Consider the following 25,169-nt stretch of genomic DNA (forward strand, 5'->3'; position numbering starts at 1 on the left):
GTCTGACGCACCCAACGCCACATTGGGGCGCGGGTCAGTCGGCCTGAGGGGTCTCCCAGGCCTTGTCCTCGACCGTCTGGACCATCGTCCGCAGGCCGTTGGTGATCGTGGTCAGTTTGCCGCCGCTGATGCGGGCCACCACCTCGGCCTCGGCCGCGTTGAACCGCGGGTACAGGTCCTCCATCAGGGCCAGGCCCTCGCCGGTGAGGACCAGGTGCACCAGCCGCCGGTCGGCCGCGTCGACCTCGCGGCGCAGGAGGCCGCGGCCTTCCAGGGTCTTGGCCACGCCGGTCAGGGTGCCCTTGGAGATCGCCGCGACGGTCGCCGCGTGCCGGGTCTCCAGGCCGTCGAAGATCCACACGCACCACAGGACGACGAATCCCGTCCAGCTCAGGTCGTGCTCGCGCAGCACCGCGTTGGTGAGGTGGTTGCGGACGGCGTTGGCCGCGCGGTACAGGCTGGACAGGGCCGCCGCGGCGGGCAGGTCGAGCGCCAGCTTGGCGATGTGCGCGGACATCGCCTTTTCGGTTTCGGCGAGGCTGTATCCGTCCGGCATGCCTCGATCGTACGGCCTCAAACGGATGGCAGCCCGGCCAGCCGCCGCCCGCCGTCCCAGGTGACGCCGACCTGGCGGTAGTAGCCGCCGATGAGCTCGTGGACCTCGAGCCGGGCCAGTTCTTCGGTGGGCGCGTCGAACAACCGCAGCTCGACGTCGCCGCGCCAGGCCTGGCCGCCTTCGAACGCGCTCGCGCCGGACTCGATCAGCTCCGCGTGCGCGTCGCCTTCGCCGCGGCCGATGCCGGGCAGGACGCGGTGGTGCGCCATCGGGTGCCCGTTGACGAACCCGTTGGTCGGCGACTCCTCCGTCAGGGTCAATACGGCTTCGGCGAGCCGCCGGTCGCCGGCCGCCAGGGTCGCGCCGAACACCGCGCCCGGGCCGAGCTGCGGGGCCGCTTGCGCGAAGGGGTGCGGCCGGGTCTGCCAGATCGAGCCGAGCTTCTTCGGGTAGCCCTGGTGGATGCCCCGGGCGATCGCGAAGTCCTTGTCCACCCAGATGTACACGCACCGGGAGTAGGTCCGGCCTTCGAACGCGCACCGGACCACCACGAAGGCCTCCTTGTACTGGGCGCGCACCGGATCCAGCAGCTCCTCCCGCGAGGTCGAGCACGACTGCCAGTCGGCCCAGATCAGCGCGACCGCGCCCGGGTCCTCGTCGGCGAGCGACAGCGGCGCCGGCAGCAGCTCGGCGACGCGGGCGGGGTCGGTCCGGTACTCCACGGTCAGCAGGTCGCCCGAGTAGAACCAGGGCGGGGCGGGGATCAGCGACGCCCGCCCGGTCGCCGTGCGGGGGTAGAAGAAACCGGCCACGAGCCCTCCTCAATCGTTTGGGTCCGCACGATACCGCGGCAACCGACCGGGGGAAAGCCTTGTCAGGTACCCCGGCCGCGGCTATCGTTCGGACTCAAACGAACCCGGGAGGTGTCGTGGGTCACTTCGACGAGGACGCCCTCGCGGCCGCCGGTGCCGCGCTGGGCGAGCGTGGCATCGACGTCGTCCGGCTGGGCTACCCCGACTTCATCGGCACCGAGCGCGGCCGCGACGTGCTGGTCGCGAACTTCGCCCGGACGCTCGGCGACGGCGTCGCGTTCTGCCGCACGGTCTACGGCACCAGCCCGATGGGGGACGTCGTCGAGCTGGGGGAGGGCGGCCTGGCCGACGGCCTCCCCGACGTCGTCGCGTTCCCCGACCTGGCCACCCTGACCGACGTGCCGTGGGAGCCCGGCGTCGCGCACTGCCTCGCCGACGTCTTCAACCCGGACGGGACGCCTTCGCCGGAGAGCCCGCGCCAGGTCCTCAAGCAGGTGCTGGCCCGGTTCGCCGAGCTGGGGATGCGCCCGGTCGTCGGCCCGGAACTGGAGTTCTACGTGCTGGAGCCGGACGGAGCCGGCGGCTGGCGCCGGTACGGGGAAGCCACCGGGAACGTCTACGTCTCCGGCAGCAAGGGCGACCCGGAGAACCTGCTGCTGCGCTCGCTGCGGTCCCTGGCGGACTACGGGATCGACGTGGTGACGGCCAACCACGAGTTCTGCAGCGGCCAGTTCGAGATCAACCTCTGGCACTCCGAGGCCCTCGACGCCGCCGACCGGGCCTTCCGGTTCAAGACCGCGGTCAAGGAGCTGGCCCGCCGCGAGGGCAAGCTGGCGACCTTCATGGCCAAGCCCTTCAACGACGAAGGCGGCTCGGGCTTCCACCTGCACTTCTCGACTCTGGACGCCGACGGGCGGCCGCTGTTCGACGACCCGGCGGGCGAGTACGGCCTCTCGAAGGTCGCCCACGCCGCCATCGCCGGGATCCTCGCGCACGCCCCGGCGGTGTCCGCGCTCGCCAACCCGACGGTCAACTCCGCCAAGCGGTTCGGCCCGGACACCCTGGCGCCGTGGCTGATCGACTGGGGCCTGGACAACCGCAGCGCGATGATCCGGATCCCGCCGGAACGCGGCCGGGCCGCCCGGCTGGAACTGCGGCAGGGCGACGCCACGGCCAACCCGTACCTGGTGACGGCCGGCCTGCTCGCCGCCGCCTACCTGGGCATCGAAGACGGCCTGGCCGCACCGGCGCCCCTGGAGGGCTACGGCTACGACCCGGCGAAGGCGCCGAAGCTGCCTTCGGACCTGGGCGCGTCGCTCGACGCCCTCGAAGCCGACACGGCGTTCGCGGAGCTGCTCGGCCCCCGGTTCGTCACGGCTTTCCTCGCCTACAAGCGCAACGAGCTCGAGCGGTTCTCCCGGTACGTCACCGACTGGGAGTTCCGCGAGTACGCCTACCACCTGTAGAGGAGCGCCATGACCACCGCGCACCCCCTGACCGTCGACCAGGTCGACCTCACCGACCTCGGCGTCTTCGAGCGCAACGAGGCCTGGCGCCGGTTCGACGTGCTCCGCCGGGAAGCCCCGGTCCACTGGAACCCGGAACCGGCGCCGAACTCCGGCTTCTGGTCGCTCACCCGGCACGAGGACATCGTCGCCGCCGACCGGGACGCCGAGACGTTCACCTCGACCGGGTACGTCAACCTCGAAGAGGTCCACGACGACGACCTGGCCGAGCTCCGGCGGTCCATGCTCGAATCCGACGGCGTCCGCCACCGCGCGCTGCGCAAACTGCTGCAACGCGACTTCGGCGGCCAGACGCTGAAGAAGTACGAGGAGTTCCTGCGCGGGCTCACCGAAGCCACCGTGGACGCCGCCCTGCGCCGCGGCGAGTTCGACTTCGTCAAGGAAGTCAGCGCCGACTTCCCGATCCAGGTGCTGGCCCGGATGCTCGACGTGCCCGCGCGCGACACCGGACGGCTGATCGCCTGGGGCAACCGGATCATCGGCAACACCGACCCCGACTACGCCGACGTCCTGCTCGAAGACGCCGAAAGCGATCGCTACAAGCACCTGCCGTTCCGCTCGCCGGCGTCGCTGGAGGTGTTCGAGTACGGGCGCGAGCTGGCCCGGCAGCGCCGCGACGGCGACGGCGAGGACCTCGTCAGCCGGCTCGTCAACCGCGTCCCGGCCGACGGGGAACCGTTGACCGCGACGGAGTTCGACAACTACTTCCTGCTGCTGGTGGTCGCGGGCAACGAGACCACCCGGCACGCGATCAGCCATTCCATGCTGGCCCTGCTGGACCACCCCGACCAGCTGGCGCTGCTGCAGGCGGAGCCGGAGCGGATCCCGGTGGCGGTGGAGGAGATGCTGCGCTGGGCGAGCCCGGTCTACCACTTCCGGCGCACCGCCACCCGCGACGTCGAACTGCGCGGGCAGCACATCAAGGCGGGGGAGAAGGTCGTCATGTGGTTCGCCTCGGGCAACCGGGACGAGGACGTGTTCGACGACCCCTACGCCTTCGACGTCACCCGGAAACCCAACGACCACGTCACCTTCGGCAAGGGCAGCCCGCACTTCTGCCTGGGCAACAACCTCGCCCGGATGGAGATCCGGCTGATGTTTGAAACCCTGCTGCCGCGCCTGCGCCGCATCGAGCGGGCCGGCGACGTCCGGCGGGTGCGCAGCAACTTCGTCAACGGCATCAAGCAGTTCCCCGTGCGGGTCGAGACCACCTGATGCGCGCGCTGTGCGTCCTCCACGACGCGCTGTCGGACCCGGGGTACGTCGGCGCCGCGCTGCGCGAACTCGGCTGGCAGGTCGACGAACTCGTCGTCGTGCCCGAGGATCGCCACCACGCGCCGGACGTCGAACCGTCCTTTCCGGACAGTGCGGCCTACGACCTGCTGGTGCCGCTCGGCGCGCCGTGGAGCGCCGGGGTCGACGACGCGCGGATCGGCCGGTGGCTCGCACCGGAGCTGCGCTGGCTGGCGGCCGCGGTGGCCGGCGGCGGCGCGGTGTTCGGCGTCTGCTTCGGGGCGCAGGCACTGGCCCGGGCCCTGGGCGGCACGGTCACGCGCTCGCCGTCGCCGGAGATCGGCTGGGTGGCCGTCGAATCCGACCGGCCGGACCTGGTGCCGTCCGGTCCGTGGTTCCAGTGGCACTTCGACCGGTTCACCGTGCCGCCCGGGGCGGTCGAGCTCGCCCGCAACGCCGCGGCCCCGCAGGCCTACCGGGCCGGCCGCAGCCTCGGCGTGCAGTTCCACCCCGAGGTCACCCCGGCCGGCGTCCGGCGCTGGATCGGCAACGGCGGCGCGGCCCAGGCGCGCGGGCTCGGCCTGCACCCGGCGGACCTCGTCGCGGACGCCGACCGTCTCGCGCCGGACGCGCAGTGTCGCACGAAAGCCCTGGTTTCGGCCTACCTGAACGAGATCTTCGCCAGCTGACTATTGCGATCCAAACGTTTGAACCCGTACGATTCCCGCGCCGGGGGCGGAGCCGAGGAGGCACCCATGGTCGACCACGTCGTTCCCGAAAGCGTCACCACCGGCCACCGGCTCGGTGGCTCCCTCAAGCTGGTGGATGCGATCGCGCAGTCCGTCGGCGTGATCGGGCCGGTCTTTTCGATCGCCTTCCTGGTCCCGCTCCTGGTCGGGCTCAACGCCTCCGGCAGCGGGGCCGGGGCGGCCGCGCCCCTCTCGGTGGCGATCGCCGCGGTCGGCGTGCTGGGCCTCGGCTGGATCGTTTCCGAGTACACCAAACGCATCCAGGCCGCCGGTTCGCTCTACGACTACGTCACCGACGGGCTCGGCAAGCGCATCGGCGCCGCGGCCGGATTCCTCTACTACGCGGGCATCCTCGCCCTCGGCGCCGGGATCCTGGTGATGATCGGCGGCACGATCCACGACACGCTGCAGGCCGAGTTCGGCATCACGCCGCTGCCCGAGGCCGGCTGGGACCTGCTCCTGCTGATCGGCCTCTCGGTCGTGCTGTACCTCGGTGTCGCGCTGTCCACCCGGGCGCAACTGGTCCTGGCGCTCGTCTCCTTCGCCGTCGTGCTCGTCTTCTTCGTCGTGGTGATCGCGAAGGTCGGCGCCGCCAACGACGTCCCCAAGGCGTTCACGCCCGGTACGTCACCGCAGGGCTTCGGCGGCGTGCTCTTCGGTGTCCTGTACGGCGTCCTGCTATTCACCGGCTTCGAGACGGCGGCCAACCTCGGCGAAGAAACGACGCACCCGAAGCGGGACATCCCGCGCGCGGTGCTCATCTCGGTGCTCACCGTGGCCGTCTTCTACGTCGTCGGCTCCTACAGCCAGGTCGCCGGCTACCACTTCGACCTGGACACCCTCGGCAAGAACGCCGGCGCACCGCTGTTCGGGCTCGCCGGCCCGGTCTCCGACGGCGGGTTCGGATCGGTTCTCGTCCGGCGGCTGCTGGAACTGGTCGTGCTGCTCGACATGCTCGCGGTGCTGATCGGCTGCGCGGTGGCGGCGTCCCGCGGCATGTTCGCCCTCGCCCGCGACCGGCGGCTGCCCGCGGCACTGGGCCGGGTGAGCCGGCGCGGCACCCCGCTGGCCGCGGCGGCGGTCGTGGTGGCCGTGCACGCGGTGGTCCTCGTCCTCACCGCCACCTGGACCGGCCTGCTCGCGCAGCCGGAGATGCCGCACTACGTGGCCGTGTTCAGCTGGGGCTCGACCTTCGGCGGGTTCTCCCTCGCGGTGATCTACCTGCTGATGTCGGCGGGTGCGCTGCGCGGCCTGCGCGACCACCCGCGGCGCTGGGCGGTGTACCTCGCGGGCACGGTCGGCATCGTCGTCACCGGTGCCGCGATCTTCGGTGCGGTGTACAAGGTCGGCGCGCCGATCATCTACGCGCCCTACGTGGCGGCCGTGGTTTTCGTGCTCGGCCTGGTGGCGGCCTTCCGGCACGCGGCGGCGCGCGCATGACCGCGCCCCGGATGCTGCTGATCCTCAGCGAGAACTGGACGCTGACCCCGGGCCGGGACCTGCCGACGCTGGTGCGGTGGGCCCGCGAGGCCGAGGACGCCGGCTTCGACGCGGTGATGATCAGCGAACACGTCGTCCTCGGCCCGGACGCCTCGGACCACGGCGTCATGGGCAACCCGCGCGAGTACGCCCTGCCGGGCAACCAGGATCCCTTCACGCCGTGGCCGCACTCGCTGTCGCTGCTGTCCTCGATCGCCTCGGTGACCTCGCGGATCCGCCTGGTCGCCGGGGCGATCCTGGCGCCGCTGCGGCACCCCCTGCTGCTCGCGCGCGAACTGGGCACCCTCGACCTGCTGAGCGGAGGCCGCCTGGTCGTGCAGCCGACGGTGAGCTGGAGCCGCGACGAGTACGACGCGCTCGGCGTCCCGTTCGGCAGGCGCGGGCGGATCCTCGACGAGCAGCTCGAGATCCTGGACCTGCTGTGGCGGTCCTCGCCGGTTTCCTACGCCGGGGAGTTCTTCTCCTTCAAGGACATCCACTTCGAGCCGAAGGCGTACCGCCCGGACGGCCCGCGGCTGTGGTTCGGCGGCCGGCACCTGCACGACCGGCTCCTGGACCGGCTCGTCCGCTACGGGCACGGCTTCCACCCGCTCGGCGTGCCGTCCACAGAGGACCTGTCCCGGCTCCGGGCCGCGCTGCCCGGCCGGGAACTGGAGCTGATCGGCGGCACCCGGGCGGTGTTCCCGGACGCGCGGTCGTGCGCCGATCTCGGACAGGCGATGGCCGCGCTGCCGGAGCAGATCGAGCTCGGCTTCACGACGTTCTGCCTGAAGCCGTCCCAGTTCACCGACGATCCGGACGACGTCGGGCGGCTGTGCCGCGAGGTGGTGCGCCGGGCCGAGGCGATGGCCTGACGCCTGGGGTCGCCTGGTTCGGGCAGGATCTGCTCTAGCTCGACCGCATCAGGATGAAGTCGCCGTGGCCGCCGTAGCCGAGGACGTCCTCCGCGTACTGGGTTCCGTCGAACGTCGGGAGCCACCAGCGGTTGCCGATCTTCACCAGCATCGGGTGCGGGATGTTCGTCCCGTACGGTGCGTTCAGCGTTCCCAGCTTCCGCAGGCTCAAGTCGTACACCGGGTATTCGCGCGCGTCGCCGTCGCTGGCGAACAGGTACCAGCGGCCGCCCACGCGCTGCAGGATCGTGCCTTCCGTCTGCTTCACCGACACGTCGGCGCCCAGCAGCGTCAGCCCCTCGTCGTAGTCCGCGCCGCGCGGGGCCGCCGCCAGGGCCGGGTGGAACACGAACGCCGGTTGCTGGGCCGGGCTTTCGACGAACGCGATGTGCCAGCGGCCGTCGATCTTCGTCAGGGCCGGGTCCCACGAACTCACCGTCGTGGGCAGCGGAAGCAGCGAGGTCGGCAGGACGTGCACGCCCGACAGCACGTCCTTGCGGGTGACCGCGTGGCGCACGTGGACGCCGTTGAACGAGAAGTCGCCCCAGGAGCTCATCAGCAGGATGAACCGGTCGCCGTCGACGACGATCTGGCCCGCGTGGTCGCCGAGCACCACGCCGTCGCGCGCGAAGAACAGCGTCGCCACCTGCTCGAGCTTGGTGGGATCCGCCAGGTCGAGCGTCCAGACCGCCCAGTGCGCCTGCTGGAAGAACCCGAGACCGGCGTTGGTCATGGTCAGGTAGAGCTTGCCGTGGCGGATGACGGGGCGGCCGTCGGCGTACTGGACGACGTGCGGGTCGCGGACGCCGGCCTGGCCGTAGTACCCGGCCCGGACCCGGCCCAGCCGCGCCGGCCCGCGGCTGCCGTAGGCGTAGCCCAGCCGGCCCAGGACCGCCGGGTCGCGCAGGTCGATCCGGGCCCGGACCTGGTCGCGCTCGGTCAGCAGCGGCCGCCAGCCGGTGCCCTGGTCGGCCAGGACGGTGACCGCGTTTTCGTTGACCACCACGGCGAAGCCGAACGGCGCCCGCAGCTGCGCCGGCGCGGTCTTGACCACGGCGGCGCCCGCGGCCGTGGTGATCTCGATGGCCGCCTGGCCGGCGTGGTAGGTGCCGAGCACCGAAACCCCGCCCCCGGCCAGCCCGGCGACGACGGGCGCGCGGTCGTCGAGCACCTGCACGGTCACGGTCCCGTAGGGCGCCTTCGGCCGGATGCCGGTCGTGACGAGCGCGCCGGGCCGGGCCGGGGTGTCGAGCTGGACGAAGTTGCGCGCGATCAGGTCGAACGGCCGGAACTGCTCGGCGACGGAGAACTCCAGGTCCAGCGGGCCCGTACCGGCGGCTTCGGCGGTGCCGCCGAACAAGCTCGCGGTCACGCCGGTCACGCCCAGCGCGGTCAGGGCACGCAGCACGTCACGTCGATCGAAGCCGGTCACCGGTGACCTCCGGGGTGGGGAGCGGGGATCCCAGTTTGCAACGTGGCATGCAACGTGGCAACCGCCGTCGGGCCTCATTCCTCGACGAGGAACTCCAGCAGCTCGCCCGCCAGCTCCCCGGCCGGCTCCGCCCACTGCTGCCGCAGGGAGCGGAACAACGCCGCCGCCCGCGTGCCCGGCCAGTCCGCCGGGAGCAGCGCCGGCGGCAGCACCGGATCGCGGCGGATCAGCAGGAGCCATTCCGCCCCGAGCCGGATCCGGAGGGACAGCCCGTCGGGCGAACCGGGCGCCCGGCCGCTCCAGCGGCGGAGGAACTGCTCGTAGCCGGCCGCGATCCGCGGCAAGTCCCACGCCTCCCGGGCGATCCGCGCCGGGTCGGTCCACATGAACGGCTCCGCGCGGAACACCTCCGCGTGGTCCAGCAGGTCGAGTTCGGCCAGCGCCGGCGCGATGTCGGCCGCCGACGCCGAGACCCACAGGCCGCTGCGCAGCGGCCCGAACCCGAACCAGCCCAGGCGGGTGCGCAGCGCGTACCGGTCCGCGCGGCGGGTTTCCGGCACCGAGAACGTCAGCAGCGTCCAGCGGCCGTCCCAATGCCGGTCGACGACGTCGCCGTCGAGTTTGCGCTGACCGTCGCGCAGCACCGCCGTGCCGTGGGCCGTCAGCCCCAGGAACGCCTGCCGCCCGCGGCGGACCGTGTGGAGCAGGTCGCGGCGGCTCATCCGGCTCAGCGTCGCCCGTGTCGCGTGTTCGCCGACGCCCAGACGCTCGAGCGTGGCGATGACGCCGCCGGTCGACACGGCGATCCCGCGGTCCAGGACGTGGTCGCCGAACAGCGTCAGCAACAGGGCCTCGGGCCGCACGCCCGGCGCGCCCTCGTCCTCCGCCCAGTCGGCCGCTTCGAGCATGCGTTCCTCGCTGTTTTTCCGACGATCATCAATCGTTTGTCCGGCAATTCGAGGATATCACCGAGTTCGAAAGTTTCGGCATCCCAGAATACTTGATGAATTGTTGACGGTCGTTCTGAATCTGCCTAACCTCAAGGTCCGAGGGGGATCGCCGACCGGAGGTCACCGATGAGTGGATTCAGAACGGCGTTCGTGACCATGGCCAGTGCCCTGCTGCTGGCCGTCACCTCGGCCGTGGTCCCGGCCCCGGCGTCGGCCGCTTCGCTGGTGGAAGTGACCGGCTTCGGGAACAACCCGGGCGGGATGCGGATGCACGTCTACGTGCCGGACACGCGCCCGGCCAACCCCGCGATCGTGGTCGCCATGCACGGGTGCGGCGGCTCGGGGCCCGGGTTCTACTCCGGCAGCGAATTCGCCTCGCTGGCCAACCGCTACGGGTTCCTCGTGATCTACCCCAGCGCCCAGCAGCAGGCCGGGTTCGGGAACTGCTTCGACACCTGGTCGGACGCGGCGAAACGCCGGGGCGGCGGCAGCGACCCGGTGTCGATCGTCTCGATGGTGACCTACGCCGAGCAGCGCTACGGCGGCGACCCGAACCGCGTCTTCGCCACCGGCTCGTCCTCCGGCGGCATGATGACCAACGAGATGCTCGCGCTCTACCCGGACGTCTTCAAGGCGGGCGCGGCGTTCATGGGCGTGCCGTTCAACTGCTTCGCGAACGCCGCGGACTTCCCGCCGTGGTCGAGCAGGTGCACCGGCAACGGCGGCGCGAACCGCACGCCCCAGCAGTGGGGTGACGCGGTCCGCCAGGCCTACCCCGGCTACACCGGCGCCCGCCCGCGCGTCCAGCTGTGGCACGGCACTGCCGACACGCTCGTGCCGTACGCGTTGCTGCAGGAGGAAATCGAGCAGTGGACCAACGTCTTCGGCCTGAGCCAGACGCCGACGTCAGCCGACACCCCGCAGGCCGGCTGGAACCGCCGCCGCTTCGCCGACAAGGTCGAGGCGTACAGCATCCAGGGTGCCGGGCACAGCCTGCCCTCGGCCGGGATGGCCGCCTCCGCGATCGCCTTCTTCGGCTTGGGCGGGTGATCCCTCAGGCGCTGAGGACCTTCAGCGCAGCGGCGTGCACGCCGGGCGCGGCGGCGAGGTAGCCCGCGCTCGTCAGGTCCCACGGGCCGCCGTCGAGGTCCGTGACCACGCCGCCGGCCTCCTGGACCAGCAGGACGCCGGCGGCGTGGGACCGGACGTTCTCGAACTGCCAGTGCAGGTCCATCCGGCCCGCGGCGACCTGGGCGAGCTGGTGGGTCACCGGCACCGAGATCCGCACGTACAGCGCCGCTTCCGACATCGCGGTGAACGACCGGCCCATCCGCTCGAGGAAGCGGTGGCCGTGCTGGGCCTGGCCGGTGCCCGCGAGGGCGCCGTCCAGCGCCGTCTTGGCGGAGACCCGCAGCCGCTCGCCGCCGAGGTGCGCGCCGCCGCCTTCGGTGGCGGTGAACAGCTCGCCGAGCACCGGGAAGCACAGCACGGCCAGCACCGGGCGGCCGTCGCGGACGAGGCTCACGCCGATGTTCCAGTCGGGCAGGCCGTGCACGGCGTTGACGTTGCCGCCCATCGGGTCGATGAGCCACCACTCGCCGGCGGGCAGCGGCCCGGAGCCGTGCTCGTCGTCGAGCCAGCGTGCCTCCGGCCGGATGGCGGCGAGCGCCGGCCGCAGCACACCGGCGACGGCGGAGTCATTGTCGTGCAGGCTTTCCAGCAGCTCGGGCAAGCCGGGCTGGCGGGTCGCGGGGGAGTAGCGCGCCAGCATCCGGGTTCCGGCGTCGCGGACGGCGGCGGTGGTGGCGGCGAGCAGGTCCTGGCTCATGGGGACTCCTGTGGTTGTCTTGCGTTCGTGCAACTCGACTTGAACTTGCTCACGGTGCTCGACGCGCTGCTCGAAGAGGGCAGCGTGATGGGCGCGGCCGAGCGGCTGCACCTGTCGTCACCCGCGGTCAGCCGCACCCTCGGCCGGCTCCGCGCGGTGACCGGCGACGACATCCTGGTCCGGACCGGCCACACGATGGTGCCCACGCCGTACGCGGTGGCCGTCCGCGAGGACGTGCACCGGCTGGTCCGGCAGGCGCAGGCGGTCCTGCAGCCGGCCCGCGAGCTGGACCTCGCCGGCCTGGACCGCACGTTCACGATCCAGTGCCACGACGCGCTCGCGGCGTCGGTGATCCCGGTGCTGGCCGGCCGGCTCCAGGACCGGGCGCCCGGGGTGCGGCTGCGGGTGCTGGCCGAGCACTCCGCCGACACCGACGACCTCCGGCACGGCCGCGTCGACGTCGAACTCGGTGGCGCCCGGCCGGACCTGCCCGAGTTCCGCTCCGAGGTGCTCGGGCACGACTCCCTGGTGGTGGCGATGCGGCCCGGTCACCCGGCGGCCGGTGGCCTGGACCTGCAAGCGTTTGCGGCCCACCCGCACGTCCTGGTCTCCCGCCGCGGCCGGCTCACGGCGCCGATCGACGACGTCCTGGCCGCGGAAGGCTTGCGCCGCCAGGTGATCGCTTCGGTGGCGACGCTCGCGACGGCGTTGCAGCTGGCGGTGCGCAGTGACGCGCTCGTCAGCTGCACGGCGGTGCTCGGCCGCCCGCTGATCGACGCCTTCGGCCTGATCACCCGCCCGCTCCCGGCAGCGTCCTCGGCCGCGGAAATCTGCTGCACCTGGCACCAGCGCTACGACTCCGACCCCGCGCACGCCTGGCTCCGCGGCCAGGTCCGGGCGGCCCTGGAGGAGATCACCGACTAGCGGTCATTCCGGCAGCGGCAGCGCGATGGTGCCTGCGAAGCGGGGTGTCTCGGCCTCGTCGAGCATCGCCGCGGCGACGGTCGCCCGGCTGATCACCGCCTCGAAGTCCAGCGGGGGCCCGGCTTCCAGCCCGACCGTGCGCCGGTGGGGGCTTTCCGGGCCGTCGGTGAGCAGGCCCGCGTGGAACACCGTGCCGCCGGCCGCGAGGATCGTCTCGTCGGCCTCGACCTTGTCGCCGAGCCGGTCGCCCAGCAGCTTCGTGAGCGCACCCGCGGCGGGCCCGGCCACCGATGCCGACTTCCCCGTGCCGTAGGCCCCGAGCCAGATGATCCGCGACGGCCCGGCGGCGACCACCGCCTTCGCGCCGGCCAGCAGGATCCCCGCCCGGTCCGTGCCGAGTCCGGAAAGGACGGTCGAGCCGGCGGCGATGGCGATACCGGCCGGGTCTTCGACGTCGCCCGCCACCTTGTGCAGCCGAGCCGACGCGGGAAGGTCGATACGACCGGGATCCCGGGCGATCGCGGTGACGCTGTGCCCGCGCCGCAACGCTTCCCGGGTCAGTGCGAGTCCGGTCCGGCCGGACGCCGCGAGGACGGTGAGGTTCATGCCGACCACGCTAGGGACCCTCGCACTTAACATCAAATGCAAGTTCGGAAAGAATCGATTTACCGTGACGCAAGGGGCGGCCGCCGAGGAGTGCGGCCGCCCCCTGCCTCAGCGGCGGTCCGCGCCGGTCAGCGGGGCCGGCGTGTAGCGGAGGTAGCGGCCCGGCTCCCCGAGTTCGGCCGCGGCCGCGTTGAGGCGCTCCGGCCGGAGGTCGGGCCAGTGCCCGGACTCGATGCGGGATTCCAGGGCGTGCAACGCCGCCAGGGTCTCCGACGGCCGGAACGCGCAGTGCCCGGCCGCCTCGACGTACGCCTGCCGCAGCAGCGGTTCCCGTCCCGCCGCGCGGACCCGGTGGGCGTACCAGTTCTCCTGCTCGACCGGGACCAGGTGGTCCGCGGTCGTGTGGATGGCCAGCGACGGGACGCGCAGGTGCCCGGTCGCCGTGGACGTGCGGGCGAGCGTGGCGACGGCCTGCCGATCCGGCGTGACGTCCGCGTGGCGGGTCAGGTCGGCCAGGTCCGCGTCGAGGTCGAGGCCCGCGGTGCGGTAGAGCGCCCGGACCTGCCGCGCCAGCGGGCTGCCGGACAGCAGCGCCCGGTAGTCGACCCCGCGGTTGGCCGCGCTGTTCCCGCCGGCCGCCAGTTCGATCTGGTAGCGGCCGGGCACCACGAACCCGAGCACGAACTGCGCGAGCGCCTGCTGCTGTTGCTGTTCCTGGCCGGCGTAGTCGGCGGGCCCGGGCGGGGCGTCACCGGTCAGCCACGGCGGCGTGTTCATCAGCGCCGCCCCGAGGGCGATCCGGGCCCGGCCGGCCGCCGTGCCCTGCGCGTCGGTGACGAGCTTCGTCAGCGCCGCGCCCGCCGCCGTCGCTTCGTCGGCGCTCGCGTACCGGACCAGCTTCACCGGCTGCGCCGGGGCGAGCAGGCGCGAGAGCGCGTATTCGCCGTCGAGCTGGTAGTCGTTCAGGTTCAGCGCGCCCGCGACCAGGCCGCACGTGGTCAGCGCGCCGTCGAGCCGCCGGTTGCCGGACTCGGCTTCCAGGGCGCTGACCAGTCCGCCCATCGACGTGCCCCACGCGATCGTGCGGCGGGGCTCGCCGATCTTCCGGACGAGCGCGTCGAGCGAGGCGAACTGGTCCCGCGGGGCGGAGGCGAGCGCCCACCACGACGGTCCGCTGTAGGACGAGCCGATCAGCGCGTACCCCGCCGAGAGCAGGGCCTGCCCGGTCGGCTCGTCGGGGGCGTTGCGCGCTTCCAGGGGGCCGAAGCCGTGGCTGTAGAGGATGACGGTGCCGTTCCAGGCGGCCGGCACGTCCGCCACCCAGCTCGCGCCGTCGGGCAGCTGCCCGGTGTAGTGCGCGGGGGTGGCGGCCAGGGCCGGGGTCGCCGTGGTGAGGCCGAACGCGATCAGCGCCGTCGCGACGAGGGCGCCGGCCCGGCGGAGCCAGTGGCTCATCCTCGGTGTCCTTCCCGCTGGACGGCCGCCGGCACACTCGGCTCGGGCGTGAGGTCGCGGCGGTGGGTCTCCCGCAGTGCCAGCACGCAGACGGCCGACAGGAGGCAGAAGGCGGCGATGGTCCACGACACCGGCATGGTCGAACCGCCGCCGTTGGCGCGCTGGAGCTCGGCGAAGATCAGCGGGGCGAACCCGGCGCCGAGCCCGGCGAGCTGGTAGCCCAGCGACGCGCCGGTGTACCGGCTTTCGGTGTCGAACAGCTCGGAGTACAGCGCGGCCAGCGGCCCGTACATCATCGGGTGGATGACGCCCTGGCCGATCACCAGCGCGAGCACGAGCAGCAGCCCGCTGCCGCTGCGGACCATCGGGAAGAGCAGGAACCCGAACACCGCCATGGCGGCCACCCCGGCCAGCACGACCGGGCGGCGGCCGATCCGGTCCGAAAGCGCCGACCACAGCAGGATTCCGGCCACCGCGCACGCGGACGACAGGGTCAGCGCGTTGAGCACTTCCTGCCGTGGGTGCCCGTGCTGGACGCCGTAGGCGAGCACGAAGGTGGTCAGCGTGGCCTGGACGACGAACGCGGCGAGCCCGACACCGACGCTCAGCGCCAGCACGCGCGGGTGGTCGCGCAGCACGGCCACGAGCGGCAGCCGCCGGCGTTCTTCCGTGCGGGCGGCCAGGAACGCGGGTGTCTCGTCGACGCGGGAACGCACGAACAGGCCGATCGCGAGCAGGACGATGCTGAGCAGGAACGGGATCCGCCAGCCCCAGGCGAGGAAGTCGGCCTCGGAGGTCAGCCCGGCGGTGGCGGACATGACGAGCGTCGAGACGACCATGCCGCTCGGCGCGCCCGCATTGGTGAACCCGGCCCACAGGCCGCGGCGCGTCCGCGCGTGCTCGGCGGACATCAGCACCGCGCCGCCCCACTCGCCGCCGACCGCGATGCCCTGGACGACGCGGAGCAGGACCAGGCCGATCGGGGCGATCGGGCCGATCTGGTCGTAGCCGGGCAGCAGGCCGATGAGGAAGCTCGCGACGCCCATCAGGGTCATGGTCAGCACGAGCATCCGCTTGCGGCCCAGGCGATCCCCGAAGTGGCCGAAGATCAGGCCGCCGAGCGGGCGGGCGAGGTAGCCGGTGGTGAACGTGCCGAAGCTGGCGACCGTGGCCAGTGCCGGATCGAGGTCGGCGAAGAAGACCTTCCCGAAGACCACCGCGCTCGCCGTGGCGTAGAGGAGGAAGTCGTAGTACTCGATGAGACTGCCGAGGAAGCTGGACGCGACCGCTCTGCGGAGCTGAGTGCTCATGGGGTTCACCCTCGTCTTCGGGGGCGGGGCACTGCGGAGGGCAGGTTCGTCCGGGTGCGGACGACGGGGGAGCGGAGCTCAACGTTAGTCAGGGCCATGACGGCCGTCAATATTCTGCACAACATCAAGTGGTCGCCGGGCCGGGTTACGCTGGCGCTCGTGACGTCTTCCGCCGAGACCGGCTCCGGGCCCCGCCCGAAGTCCGTCATGCTCACGTTCCTGGGCATCCACCTGCTCGGCCGGGCGAGCGCGATCTACTCGGGCAGCGTGATCGACGTGTTCGGCCGCGTCGGCGTCTCGGAGGAGGCGGTCCGTTCGACACTGACCCGGATGGCGGGCACCGGGTTGCTGACCCGGCACCGGCACGGGCGGAAGGTCTACTTCGGTCTCAGCGAGCGCCTCGCCGCGGTCCTCGAGGACGGCAGGCGGCGGATCTGGGAGACGGGCGCGGTCAACCGGGCCGAGGACGGCGCCTGGACCCTGGTCGGCTTCTCGCTGCCCGACACCCGCCGCGGCGACCGCCACGACCTGCGCCGCCAGCTGACCTGGGCGGGATTCGGCCTGCTGCAGAACGGGTTGTGGGTCGCTCCCGGCGTCCGCGACGTGACGGCCATCGTCGAGCAGCTCGGCGTGGACGGGCACGTCACGGTCTTCACGGCACACCCGGCCAGGCCGACGGAGGCGGCCGAGCTCGTCCGGAAGGCGTTCGACACGGCGACGATCGCCTCGCGTTACCACGACTTCCTGGAGAAGTGGGACGGCGGGAAGCCGTCGTTCCCGGACGACCTGACGCGTCGGCTGGTGCTGCACTCGGATTGGCTGCACGTCGTCCGCCGCGACCCGCACCTGCCGGCCGGGCACCTGCCCGGGGACTGGCCCGCGATCGAGGCCGAGACGTTGTTCCGCAAGCTGGACGCGGATTTCCGGGAAGGTGCGGACCGGCTGGCGGCCGAAACGCTCGAACTGCTGCCGATCGCGGCTCACCCCGCCGGATAGCCGTCCATTGTGGTCCGTTTCCGGAGCACGAAGGCGGTGACGCGGTTCATGGTCCGGAAATTGTCGAGGTCGAGGTCTTCGGTCGCGACTTCGATGCCGAAGCGGCGTTCGACGTGCGTGACCAGTTTCAGCGCCAGCAGCGAATTCACCAGGCCGAGCGCGAAGTAGTCTTCGTCGGGGCCGGGAGTGTTCCCGGCGGTGGCGGTGGTGAAGAACCGGGTCAGTTCGGCCAGGATGTCGTCGGCGTTCACCGGCTGCCGGCTCGTCACGCGCCCTCCCTCGAGCGATGCCCCTCGTCCGAAGCTAACACGGTCTCAGGTGCGTGGACGGCGCCGAACGGCGTAATTGCTTTTGTTGTCCTCATTGGACGATCAATTTCCGTGCTAATCGGCGGCAATTATGGACCGTGACGGCCGATCCCTCGATCGGCGGCTTGCCGACCGCAGGAAGCCGCTGGAAGTATCCGGAGTTCGTCACCGCCGGGATTTCCGGCATCGTGCACGGGGAATTCTGGGGATGACTGGACCATCGGAGAGCGTGGGCGATCTGCTGACCCACCAGGCTGCGCGCACGCCGGCGGAAACCGCGCTGGTGTGCGGCCGGACCCGGCTGGGGTACGCGGAACTGGCGGCCCGCAGCGACGAAGTGGCTCGGCGTTTGGCGTCGTGCGGCGCGGGGCTGGAGACCCGCGTCGGGCTCCTGCTGGAGCGCGGGGCCGAGATGGTGGTGGCGCTGTTCGGAGTGCTGAAGGCGGGGGCGGCGTACGTGCCGCTGGACCCGGCGCACCCGCCGCGGCACCGGGCGGCGCTGGTGGCGGACGCCGGGGTCACGCTGGTGCTGACCCGGCCGGATCTGGCCGGGGAGTTGCCGAGCCGGTGCGTGCCGGTGTTCCTGGAGGGCGGCTGCTCGGCTGGTTCCCCGCCGCGGATCCGGCCGGAGAATCTCGCTTACGTCCTCTACACGTCCGGCTCCACCGGCCGCCCGCGCGGCGTCCTCGGCACCCACGGCGGCCTCCTCGCCTTGTTCGCAGCCCACCGCGACGGCCTTTTCGCAACCGCCGGCGAGCGGCTGCGGGTGGCGCACACCGCGGCGCTGTCGTTCGACGCCTCGTGGGTGCCGCTGCTGTGGATGCTGGCCGGGCACGAACTGCACGTCCTGGACCGGCTGGACCCGCGGGAGACGGTCGCGGCGCTGGCGGCCGCGCGGATCGACGTGCTCGACGTGACCCCGTCCCACCTCCGGATGCTCATCCTCGCCGGCCTGCTGGACGGCCCCGCGCGGCCACGCCTCGTCATCGCCGGAGGCGAGCCCGTGGATCCGGACCTCGGGGCCGAGCTGCGCGCCGCCGGGATCGTGGTGTGGAACGCCTACGGAACCACGGAGACCACAGTGGACAGTCTGCTGTGCGACACCGTGCCGGAGGACCGAGCGGTGCTCGGCCGCCCCATCGCGGGAACTCGCGCCGAGGTACGGGACACCGCATTGCGCCCGGCCCGGGAGGGCGAGCTCTGCCTGGCCGGAGCCGGCCTGGCAAGGGGCTACCTCGGCCGCCCAGGCGCCACGGCGGCGGCGTTCATCGCGGACCCGGCCGGACCACCGGGGACGCGGATGTACCGCACCGGCGACCAGGTCCGCCACCGCGAAGACGGCCTGCTGGACTACCTCGGCCGCACCGACGACCAGGCGAAGATCCGCGGCATCCGGACGGACCCGACGGAAACGGAGGCGGCCCTGCTGACCCACCCGGACGTGGCGGCCGCGGCAGTGATGGCTCGCCGCACCGGCAGGGATGACCGGTTGGTCGCGTATGTCGTGCGGAGGACGGCTTCGGAGACCGGCGGTGCGGGGGCCGCGCTGGTGGCCGGGGCGGGAACCGAGCTGGTGGTGGGGCCGAAGTCCGGCGCAAGGCCCGCGCCTCAGGGCGGGCCGGAGCTCGGGGCGGAGGCCGCCGCGGGCACCTGCGCGGAGACCCGGGCCAAGGCCGCCGTGGGAACCGAGCCGAATTCCGGCACCGACTTGCGCGCCTACCTCCGCAGCCGCCTGCCCGAGCACCTCATCCCCGCCCGGTTCGTCGAACTCGCCACCCTCCCCCTGACCGCCAACGGCAAGCTCGACCGCCGCGCCCTGCCCGACCCCGGCCGCCCCCACGGCACCTCCCCGCGCAGTCCCGCCGAAGCGCTCGTCGCCGAGGTCTGGCGGGACTCGCTCGGCCTGGACCACATCAGCACCGATGACGACTTCGTCGAGCTCGGCGGCGATTCCATCCTCGCCATGCGCGTCGCCGGTACGCTCAACCGGCGCCTCGGGACCGCCCTGGCCGCCCAAGCCGTCTTCGCGCACCGGACCGTTGCCGGGCTTGCCGCGGCCCTGCCCGCCGCGCACTCCGGGCACGCGCCCGCCCGTGCCACGCCCGGCGCCGCCCTTCCCCTCTCCTCCGGGCAGCAACGGCTCTGGTTCCTCGACCAGCTCGCCCCGGGCAGCGCCGAATACCACACCAGCGCCGGATTCCGCCTGCGCGGCCCCCTCTCCGTCGACGCACTGGCCAGGGCCCTCACCGCGCTGGCCGAGCGGCACGAGTCGCTGCGGACGACCTTCCCCACCGTCGGCGGGCGGGGGGTCCAGGTCGTCGGGCCGCCGCCGGACATCCGGCCGGACGTCCGCGCCGCCGACGGTGTCGAACGCGAGGTGCACCGGCCCTTCGACCTCGCCCGCGGCCCGCTCTTCCGCGCCACCGTCTTCCGCCTCGGGGAAGACGACCACCTGCTCGTCCTGGTCCTGCACCACATCATCACCGACGGCTGGTCGATGGGCGTGCTCGCCCACGAGCTCGGCCTGCTCTACTCGGACCCCGGCGCCGAGCTGCCCCCGCTGCCGTTGCGCTACACCGACTTCGCCGCCTGGCAACGCGAGCGGCTCGCCGGCCCGGAGCTCGACGACCGGATCGCCTACTGGGAACGGCAGCTCTCCGGGGTCCCGGCACTGGAGCTGCCCGCCGACCGCCCGCGGCCCGCCGTGCGCGGGACAGCGGGCGCAACGCACCGCTTCACCGTTCCCCCGGCCGTGACCACCCGGCTCGCCGAACTCGGCCGGCAGCGCGGCGCCACGCTGTTCATGACCCTCATCGCCGCCGCGCAGGTCCTCTTCGCGCGCTACACCGGCCAGCGCGACATCGCGCTCGGCACCGTCACGGCCGGGCGGTCCTGGGACGAGCTCGCCGGGCTCGTCGGCTTCTTCGTCAACACCGTCGTGATCCGCTCCCGGCTCGACGACGACCCGTCCTTCGCCGACTTCCTCACCGGCGTCCGCTCGACCGCCCTCGACGCGATGGCCCACGACGACGTCCCCTTCGGCCGCCTGGTCGAGCTGCTCGCCCCGGACCGCGACGCGAGCCGGTCGCCGCTGGTCAGCGCCATGGTCGTGCTGCAGAACGCGCCCTCGGCGCTGCCGGAGCTCGCCGGGCTGGCCGTCGAGGAGGCCGACCTGCCCCGGCACTCGGCCCAGTTCGACCTCACCCTGGAGTTCGAGCCGCGGGACGGCGGCCTCCGCACCACCATCGAATACAGCACCGACCTCTTCGACGCCGACACCATCCGGCGGCTGGCCGAAAACCTGCGCACCCTCCTCACCGGCATCGCCGACGACCCGGGCCGGCGGCTGTCCCGGCTGCCGTTCCCGGCGCCCGCGCAACGACGGGAACTCCTGGCCGTCGGCCGCAATCCGGTGGAGGGGCCCGGCCGGACCGTCCTCGACGTCTTCGCCGAGCGCGTCCGCGAACGCCCGGACGCCCTCGCCGTGACCGGCGCCGGCACCGCGGTGACCTACCGGGAGCTGGACCGCAGGGCGAACCGGCTCGCCCACGCCCTGATCGCCCGCGGCGCCGGCCCGGACGTCCGGATCGGCCTGTGCGTGCCACGGGGGATCGACGCGGTCGTCGGCATGCTCGCGATCCTGAAGGCCGGCGGCGCCTACGTCCCGCTCGACCCGCGCTACCCGGACGAACGGTTGGCGTTGCTGCTGACCGATTCCGGCGCCAAGACGGTCGTCACGACCCGCGCGGCACGCGACCGGGTTCCCCGCGGGACGCAGGTGCTGCTCTCGGACGACGGAAGCGGGCCCGGCGACGCCCCGCCGCGCCGGGCCCGGCCGGAGAACCTGGCCTGCGTGCTCTACACCTCCGGGTCGTCGGGCCGGCCCAAGGGCGTGCTGATCGAGCACCGCTCGGTGACCCGGTTGTGCGCCGACGCATCCGCCCGGCTGGGGCCCGACGACGTCGCGACGCAGTACGCGCCGCTGTCCTTCGACGCTTCGACCCTGGAAATCTGGGGTGCGCTGCTGTCCGGGGCGCGGCTGGCGATCGATCCGGAAGACGTGCCGTCGGTCGAGGCCCTCGGCGCCTTCGTCCGCGCCGAGGGCGTCACCGCGCTGTGGCTGACCGCGGGGATGTTCCACGAGGTGGCGGCGGCCGATCCCGGCGTGTTCGCGGGTCTGCGCCGGCTCGTGTCCGGCGGCGACGTCCTGTCGCCGCGGCAGTGCGCGGCGGTCCTGCGCCGGTGCCCGGACCTCGAACTCGTCAACGGCTACGGGCCGACCGAGGGCACCACGTTCACCGCCTGCCACCGCGTCCGCGACGGCGACGGTGGGCGGCCGGTGCCGATCGGGCGGCCGATCACCGGGACGCGCTGCCTGGTGCTGGACAGCCACCTCGCGCCGGTGCCGGCCGGCGTGCCCGGCGAGCTGTACGTCGGCGGGAGCGGCCTGGCCCGCGGCTACCTCGACCGGCCCGGCCTGACCGCCGACCGGTTCGTGGCCGACCCCTTCGGCGACGGCACCCGGCTGTACCGCACCGGCGACGTCGTGCGCTGGCGCGCCGGCGAGGAGTGGGTCCTCGACTTCCTCGGCCGGTCCGACGACCAGGTCAAGATCCGCGGCTTCCGGATCGAGGTGGGCGAGGTCGAGGCGGCGCTGCGGCGGCACCCGGACGTCGCCGAGGCCGTCGTGGTGGCGCGCGAGGACACCCCCGGCCACAAGCGGCTGGCCGGGTACGTGGTGCCCCGCCGGCCGGTCGAGCCCGGTGCCGTGCGGGAGTTCCTGGGGAAGAGCCTGCCGGGCCACCTCGTCCCCGGCGCGCTGGTGCTGCTCGACCGGTTCCCGCTGACACCGCAGGGCAAAGTCGACCGCCGGGCGCTGCCGGCGCCGCGGCCGCGAGCCGCCGGAGTCCGCACGGCGCCGCGCAGCCCGGCCGAGGAGCTGCTGACGCGCGTGTGGGCCGAGGTGCTCGGCGTCGAGCACGTCGGCACGCGGGACAACTTCTTCGAACTGGGCGGCGATTCGATCCTCGGCATCCAGGTCGTGGCGCGCGCCCGCCAGCTCGGGCTGCGGCTGAGCGCCAAGGACGTCTTCCTCCGGCAGACCCCGGCCGAGCTGGCCGCGGCGGGGGTGTGGGAGGCACCCGCGGCGCGCGAGGCACCCCGGCCGTCCGGCCCGGTGCCGTTGTCGCCGATCCAGCACTGGTTCTTCGAGACGATCACCGAGCACCCCGGGCACTTCACCCAATGGGTGTCAGCCGAGCTCGCCGCGGACGTCGACCAGGCGGCGCTGCGGACCGCGGTCGCGGCGCTCGTCGACCACCACGACGCGCTCCGGCTGCGCTTCCGCCGGGCCGGCGGCGAGTGGCGGCAGGAGTACACGGAACCGTTCACCGCCTTCCGCGCCGGCCCGGTGTCCACCATGGACTTCTTCGAGCTGGACGGCGGCCCGTTGTTCACCGCGGTCCTGGACGGCTCGCGGCTGCTGCTGGCCGCCCACCACCTGGTCGTCGACGGCGTCTCGTGGCGGATCCTCCTGGCGGACCTGCGCACCGCCTACGCCGCGGCGCGCGCCGGGCGGCCGGTGGAGCTGCCGCCGCGGACCACGTCGTTCGGCGACTGGTCCCGCCGGCTGGCCGGGCACGTGGCGGCGGGCGGGTTCGCCGCCGGGTTCTGGCGCCGGACGGCGCCGGGCGCCGGGCCGGACGGCGACCCGCGGCCGCCTCGCGCGGTGACGGTCCGGCTCGCCGCGGACGAGACGGCGGCGTTGCTGCGCGACACGTTCGCCGCCTACCGCACCCGGATCGACGACGTGCTGGTGAGCGCGCTCGGCCGGGTCCTGGGCGGCTGGCTGGGGCGGGCGGCGGTGCTGCTGGAGCTGGAGGGACACGGCCGCGAGGACGTCTTCGAGGACGTCGACCTGTCCCGGACGGTGGGCTGGTTCACGACGCTGTACCCGTGCCCGGTGGAGGTACCCCGGGACGGTGGGTGGGGTGCGGTGCTGAAGGCGGTGAAGGAGTGTTTGCGCGCGGTCCCGGACCGGGGGCTGGGGTATGGGGCGTTGCGGTACCTGGGGGAGGAGGAGCTGCCGGAGACCCGCCCGGTGGCGGCGGTCAACTACCTGGGCCGCTTCGACGCCGAGCCGGAGTCCGGTGCGTTGTTCCGTGGCGCTCCGTCCGCCATCGGGCTGAGCCGGGCGCCGCACGTCACCGGCACCTCGCGCCTCGATGTCACCGCGGCCGTCACCGCGGGCGGCGAACTCGAATTCGAGTGGACCTACTCCCCGGGCACGCACGACGCCGGCACCGTCACCCGCCTGGCCGGCGAGACGCTGACCGCGCTGCGGGAGATCGCCGCCCACTGCGCCGAGCCGGGCGCCGGCGGCCGCACGCCGTCCGACTTCCCGCTCACCGCGGCGAGCCAGGCCGAACTCGACCGGGTCCTCGGCGACGGCCGGCACGTCGAGGACGTCTACCCGCTCACCCCGATGCAGGCCGGGATGTTGTTCCACAGCCTGTCCGAACCCGGCACCTACCTCGAACAGGTCTGCTTCACGCTGACCGGCGTCGACGACCTGGGGGCCCTGGAACGCGCCTGGCGGCGGGCGGTCGACGAGATCCCCGCGCTGCGGACGGCGATCCACTGGACCGGCGTCCGCGAGCCGGTGCAGGTCGTGCACCGGGCCGTCACCCTGCCGGTGACCGTGCACGACGGGCGCGCGTACGACGAAGCCGAACTGCTCGCCGCCGACCGGGAAGCCGGGCTGGACCCCGCCGTGGCGCCGCTGATGCGGGTCACCCTGGTCCGGCTGGACGACACCCGGGTCCGGACACTGTGGACGTTCCACCACGTGATCCTCGACGGCTGGAGCGTCTTCGAGGTCCTCACCGACGTCCTCGCGCACCTGTCCGGGCTGCCCGCCGAACGCCGCCGCCCGTTCGCCGACCACCTCGCCTGGCTGGCCCGCCAGGACCCGGCGGTCGCCGAAACCCACTGGCGCAAGGCCCTTTCCGGGCTCACCCCCACGCGGTTGCCGTACGACCGCCCGCCGGGCCGTGCCCACCGCGCCCGCTCGACGTCCACAGTGGAACGCTCACTGTCCGCAGTGGACTCCGGCCGGGTGGCCGCGTTCGCGCGGCGGCACCGGCTGACGGTCAACGCCGTCGTCCAGGGCTCGTGGGCGCGGCTGCTGGCCCGGCACGGCGGCGACCCGGACGTCTGCTTCGGCGCGGTGGTGTCCGGCCGCCCGCCCGAACTGTCCGGCGTGGACCGGATGGTGGGGATGTTCGTCAACACGGTCCCGGTCCGGGTGACGGTCGCGGACGACGGGCCGGGCTGGTTCCGGCGGTTGCAGGCCGACCAGGCCGAGGCCCGCCGTTTCGGGCACGTGTCATTGGCGGCGCTGCGCCGCTGGAGCGGGCTGCCGGCCCGGACAGGGCTGTTCGACAGCATCGTGGTCTTCGAGAACTACCCGTTCGACCGCGAAGCTTTGGCCGAGCGCGGCCTGCACGTGGCGGAGATGACGGCGGTCGAGATCACCAACTATCCCTTGGTGCTGATCGCCCACGGCAGCGCGCGCGACGACGAGCCGCTGAGTCTGAGGCTGGGATATGACCCGGCGCTGTTCGACCGGGGGACGGCGGAGGCCTTGGTGGGGGAGCTCGTGGAGCTGCTGCGCGAGTTGACGGGGCCGGGGGAGCGCTCGCCCGCCGGCCAACGCGAGCCAAGCAGCGCCGCCGCAGTGCCGCGCGAGCGCCCGGCCGTCGCACCCCCCGCGGGCGAGCCGCCCTACCTCGCGCCACGCACCGCCACCGAGCGGGCCCTCAGCCGGATCTGGGCCGAGGTCCTCTCCGTCGACCAGGTCGGCGTCGATGACGACTTCTTCGCCCTCGGCGGTGACTCGCTGCTCTGCCTGCGGGTCACCGCCCGGCTGCGGGCCGACTTCGGTGCCGCGCTGGCGCCGCGGGCGTTGTTCGACAACCCCACCGTCGGCGCTCTCGCCCTGATGCTGGAGCACCCCACGCTCGAAGCGCTGGGCCGGGCCGTGGACCGCGGCCTGAACCCGCCGCAGGACTACGAACTCTAGGAGGCCGG

General features: G+C 73.1%; 19 protein-coding genes. 10 read left to right on the forward strand and 9 right to left on the reverse strand.

Features of this window, described 5'->3' with window-relative positions; all coding sequences use genetic code 11:
• Positions 1 to 34 precede the first annotated feature (34 nt).
• Both ACWEVN_RS21790 and ACWEVN_RS21795 read right to left on the reverse strand, forming a co-directional pair.
• Positions 35 to 556 carry a MarR family winged helix-turn-helix transcriptional regulator gene (locus ACWEVN_RS21790; protein ID WP_452052483.1) on the reverse strand — a complete coding sequence of 174 codons (522 nt, stop codon included), beginning with the start codon at positions 554 to 556 and terminating at the stop codon, positions 35 to 37.
• Positions 557 to 573: 17 nt separating this feature from the next.
• Entirely contained in the window at positions 574 to 1,368 is a 795-nt protein-coding gene (locus tag ACWEVN_RS21795; protein WP_452052484.1) for an acetoacetate decarboxylase family protein, read from the reverse strand.
• A 116-nt stretch (positions 1,369 to 1,484) separates the two neighbouring features.
• On the opposite strand from ACWEVN_RS21795, the gene ACWEVN_RS21800 reads away from it, so the two are divergent.
• The 5 genes from ACWEVN_RS21800 (at position 1,485) to ACWEVN_RS21820 (ending at position 7,230) form a co-directional block, all read left to right on the forward strand.
• The gene (locus ACWEVN_RS21800; protein WP_452052485.1) at positions 1,485 to 2,834 is read left to right on the forward strand and encodes a glutamine synthetase family protein; all 1,350 of its coding nucleotides are present in this window, start codon (positions 1,485 to 1,487) and stop codon (positions 2,832 to 2,834) included.
• 9 nt (positions 2,835 to 2,843) lie between these two features.
• Complete coding sequence (locus ACWEVN_RS21805; RefSeq protein WP_452052486.1) at positions 2,844 to 4,109, forward strand: cytochrome P450; 1,266 nt, start codon at positions 2,844 to 2,846, stop codon at positions 4,107 to 4,109.
• Entirely contained in the window at positions 4,109 to 4,816 is a 708-nt protein-coding gene (locus tag ACWEVN_RS21810) for a type 1 glutamine amidotransferase (RefSeq protein ID WP_449681611.1), read from the forward strand. The genes ACWEVN_RS21805 and ACWEVN_RS21810 overlap by 1 nt, the downstream gene beginning before the upstream one ends.
• 66 nt (positions 4,817 to 4,882) lie before the next feature.
• Complete coding sequence (locus ACWEVN_RS21815) at positions 4,883 to 6,316, forward strand: APC family permease (protein ID WP_452052487.1); 1,434 nt, start codon at positions 4,883 to 4,885, stop codon at positions 6,314 to 6,316.
• On the forward strand, positions 6,313 to 7,230 hold the full coding sequence (locus tag ACWEVN_RS21820) for a TIGR03619 family F420-dependent LLM class oxidoreductase (protein ID WP_449681613.1): 918 nt from the start codon (positions 6,313 to 6,315) through the stop codon (positions 7,228 to 7,230). Before ACWEVN_RS21815 ends, ACWEVN_RS21820 begins: the two co-directional genes overlap by 4 nt.
• 34 nt (positions 7,231 to 7,264) lie before the next feature.
• On the opposite strand, the gene ACWEVN_RS21825 is transcribed toward ACWEVN_RS21820, so the two are convergent.
• Both ACWEVN_RS21825 and ACWEVN_RS21830 read right to left on the reverse strand, forming a co-directional pair.
• On the reverse strand, positions 7,265 to 8,701 hold the full coding sequence (locus ACWEVN_RS21825; RefSeq protein WP_452052488.1) for a hypothetical protein: 1,437 nt from the start codon (positions 8,699 to 8,701) through the stop codon (positions 7,265 to 7,267).
• A gap of 74 nt (positions 8,702 to 8,775) precedes the next feature.
• The gene (locus tag ACWEVN_RS21830; protein ID WP_452052489.1) at positions 8,776 to 9,609 is read right to left on the reverse strand and encodes a PaaX family transcriptional regulator; all 834 of its coding nucleotides are present in this window, start codon (positions 9,607 to 9,609) and stop codon (positions 8,776 to 8,778) included.
• Between the two features lie 168 nt (positions 9,610 to 9,777).
• On the opposite strand from ACWEVN_RS21830, the gene ACWEVN_RS21835 reads away from it, so the two are divergent.
• The gene (locus ACWEVN_RS21835) at positions 9,778 to 10,701 is read left to right on the forward strand and encodes an extracellular catalytic domain type 1 short-chain-length polyhydroxyalkanoate depolymerase (RefSeq protein ID WP_452052490.1); all 924 of its coding nucleotides are present in this window, start codon (positions 9,778 to 9,780) and stop codon (positions 10,699 to 10,701) included.
• Between the two features lie 4 nt (positions 10,702 to 10,705).
• Here ACWEVN_RS21835 and ACWEVN_RS21840 read toward each other — a convergent pair whose 3' ends face one another.
• The gene (locus ACWEVN_RS21840) at positions 10,706 to 11,479 is read right to left on the reverse strand and encodes an inositol monophosphatase family protein (protein ID WP_452052491.1); all 774 of its coding nucleotides are present in this window, start codon (positions 11,477 to 11,479) and stop codon (positions 10,706 to 10,708) included.
• A gap of 27 nt (positions 11,480 to 11,506) precedes the next feature.
• Here ACWEVN_RS21840 and ACWEVN_RS21845 point away from each other — a divergent pair, with 27 nt between their 5' ends.
• Positions 11,507 to 12,403: a LysR family transcriptional regulator gene (locus ACWEVN_RS21845; protein ID WP_452052492.1), complete on the forward strand. Its 897-nt coding sequence runs from the start codon at positions 11,507 to 11,509 to the stop codon at positions 12,401 to 12,403.
• Positions 12,404 to 12,406: 3 nt separating this feature from the next.
• On the opposite strand, the gene ACWEVN_RS21850 is transcribed toward ACWEVN_RS21845, so the two are convergent.
• From ACWEVN_RS21850 to ACWEVN_RS21860, 3 genes are all read right to left on the reverse strand, one after another.
• On the reverse strand, positions 12,407 to 13,009 hold the full coding sequence (locus ACWEVN_RS21850; protein WP_452052493.1) for an NAD(P)-dependent oxidoreductase: 603 nt from the start codon (positions 13,007 to 13,009) through the stop codon (positions 12,407 to 12,409).
• A 108-nt stretch (positions 13,010 to 13,117) separates the two neighbouring features.
• On the reverse strand, positions 13,118 to 14,464 hold the full coding sequence (locus ACWEVN_RS21855; RefSeq protein ID WP_449681620.1) for an alpha/beta hydrolase: 1,347 nt from the start codon (positions 14,462 to 14,464) through the stop codon (positions 13,118 to 13,120).
• Positions 14,461 to 15,774 carry an MFS transporter gene (locus ACWEVN_RS21860; protein WP_452052494.1) on the reverse strand — a complete coding sequence of 438 codons (1,314 nt, stop codon included), beginning with the start codon at positions 15,772 to 15,774 and terminating at the stop codon, positions 14,461 to 14,463. Before ACWEVN_RS21860 ends, ACWEVN_RS21855 begins: the two co-directional genes overlap by 4 nt.
• A gap of 159 nt (positions 15,775 to 15,933) precedes the next feature.
• Here ACWEVN_RS21860 and ACWEVN_RS21865 point away from each other — a divergent pair, with 159 nt between their 5' ends.
• Positions 15,934 to 16,770: a PaaX family transcriptional regulator gene (locus ACWEVN_RS21865; protein WP_452052495.1), complete on the forward strand. Its 837-nt coding sequence runs from the start codon at positions 15,934 to 15,936 to the stop codon at positions 16,768 to 16,770.
• Here the strand turns inward: ACWEVN_RS21865 and ACWEVN_RS21870 are convergent.
• Positions 16,755 to 17,039: an acyl carrier protein gene (locus ACWEVN_RS21870; RefSeq protein WP_449681623.1), complete on the reverse strand. Its 285-nt coding sequence runs from the start codon at positions 17,037 to 17,039 to the stop codon at positions 16,755 to 16,757. The genes ACWEVN_RS21865 and ACWEVN_RS21870 overlap by 16 nt on opposite strands.
• A gap of 53 nt (positions 17,040 to 17,092) precedes the next feature.
• Here ACWEVN_RS21870 and ACWEVN_RS21875 point away from each other — a divergent pair, with 53 nt between their 5' ends.
• Together ACWEVN_RS21875 and ACWEVN_RS21880 are read left to right on the forward strand one after the other, a co-directional pair.
• Complete coding sequence (locus ACWEVN_RS21875; protein ID WP_449681624.1) at positions 17,093 to 17,290, forward strand: hypothetical protein; 198 nt, start codon at positions 17,093 to 17,095, stop codon at positions 17,288 to 17,290.
• A gap of 17 nt (positions 17,291 to 17,307) precedes the next feature.
• Positions 17,308 to 25,161 carry an amino acid adenylation domain-containing protein gene (locus tag ACWEVN_RS21880; RefSeq protein WP_452052496.1) on the forward strand — a complete coding sequence of 2,618 codons (7,854 nt, stop codon included), beginning with the start codon at positions 17,308 to 17,310 and terminating at the stop codon, positions 25,159 to 25,161.
• The last annotated feature ends 8 nt before the right edge of the window (positions 25,162 to 25,169 follow it).

Source organism: Amycolatopsis sp. NPDC003861, assembly GCF_053605405.1.

Excerpts from the sequence above, each read along its gene's own strand:
- ACWEVN_RS21790 (WP_452052483.1), bottom strand. The coding sequence starts at position 556 with ATGCCGGACGGATACAGCCTCGCCGAAACCGAAAAGGCGATGTCCGCG.
- ACWEVN_RS21805 (WP_452052486.1), top strand. The coding sequence starts at position 2,844 with ATGACCACCGCGCACCCCCTGACCGTCGACCAGGTCGACCTCACCGAC.
- ACWEVN_RS21810 (WP_449681611.1), top strand. The coding sequence starts at position 4,109 with ATGCGCGCGCTGTGCGTCCTCCACGACGCGCTGTCGGACCCGGGGTAC.
- ACWEVN_RS21815 (WP_452052487.1), top strand. The coding sequence starts at position 4,883 with ATGGTCGACCACGTCGTTCCCGAAAGCGTCACCACCGGCCACCGGCTC.
- ACWEVN_RS21820 (WP_449681613.1), top strand. The coding sequence starts at position 6,313 with ATGACCGCGCCCCGGATGCTGCTGATCCTCAGCGAGAACTGGACGCTG.
- ACWEVN_RS21830 (WP_452052489.1), bottom strand. The coding sequence starts at position 9,609 with ATGCTCGAAGCGGCCGACTGGGCGGAGGACGAGGGCGCGCCGGGCGTG.
- ACWEVN_RS21835 (WP_452052490.1), top strand. The coding sequence starts at position 9,778 with ATGAGTGGATTCAGAACGGCGTTCGTGACCATGGCCAGTGCCCTGCTG.
- ACWEVN_RS21840 (WP_452052491.1), bottom strand. The coding sequence starts at position 11,479 with ATGAGCCAGGACCTGCTCGCCGCCACCACCGCCGCCGTCCGCGACGCC.
- ACWEVN_RS21850 (WP_452052493.1), bottom strand. The coding sequence starts at position 13,009 with ATGAACCTCACCGTCCTCGCGGCGTCCGGCCGGACCGGACTCGCACTG.
- ACWEVN_RS21855 (WP_449681620.1), bottom strand. The coding sequence starts at position 14,464 with ATGAGCCACTGGCTCCGCCGGGCCGGCGCCCTCGTCGCGACGGCGCTG.
- ACWEVN_RS21860 (WP_452052494.1), bottom strand. The coding sequence starts at position 15,774 with ATGAGCACTCAGCTCCGCAGAGCGGTCGCGTCCAGCTTCCTCGGCAGT.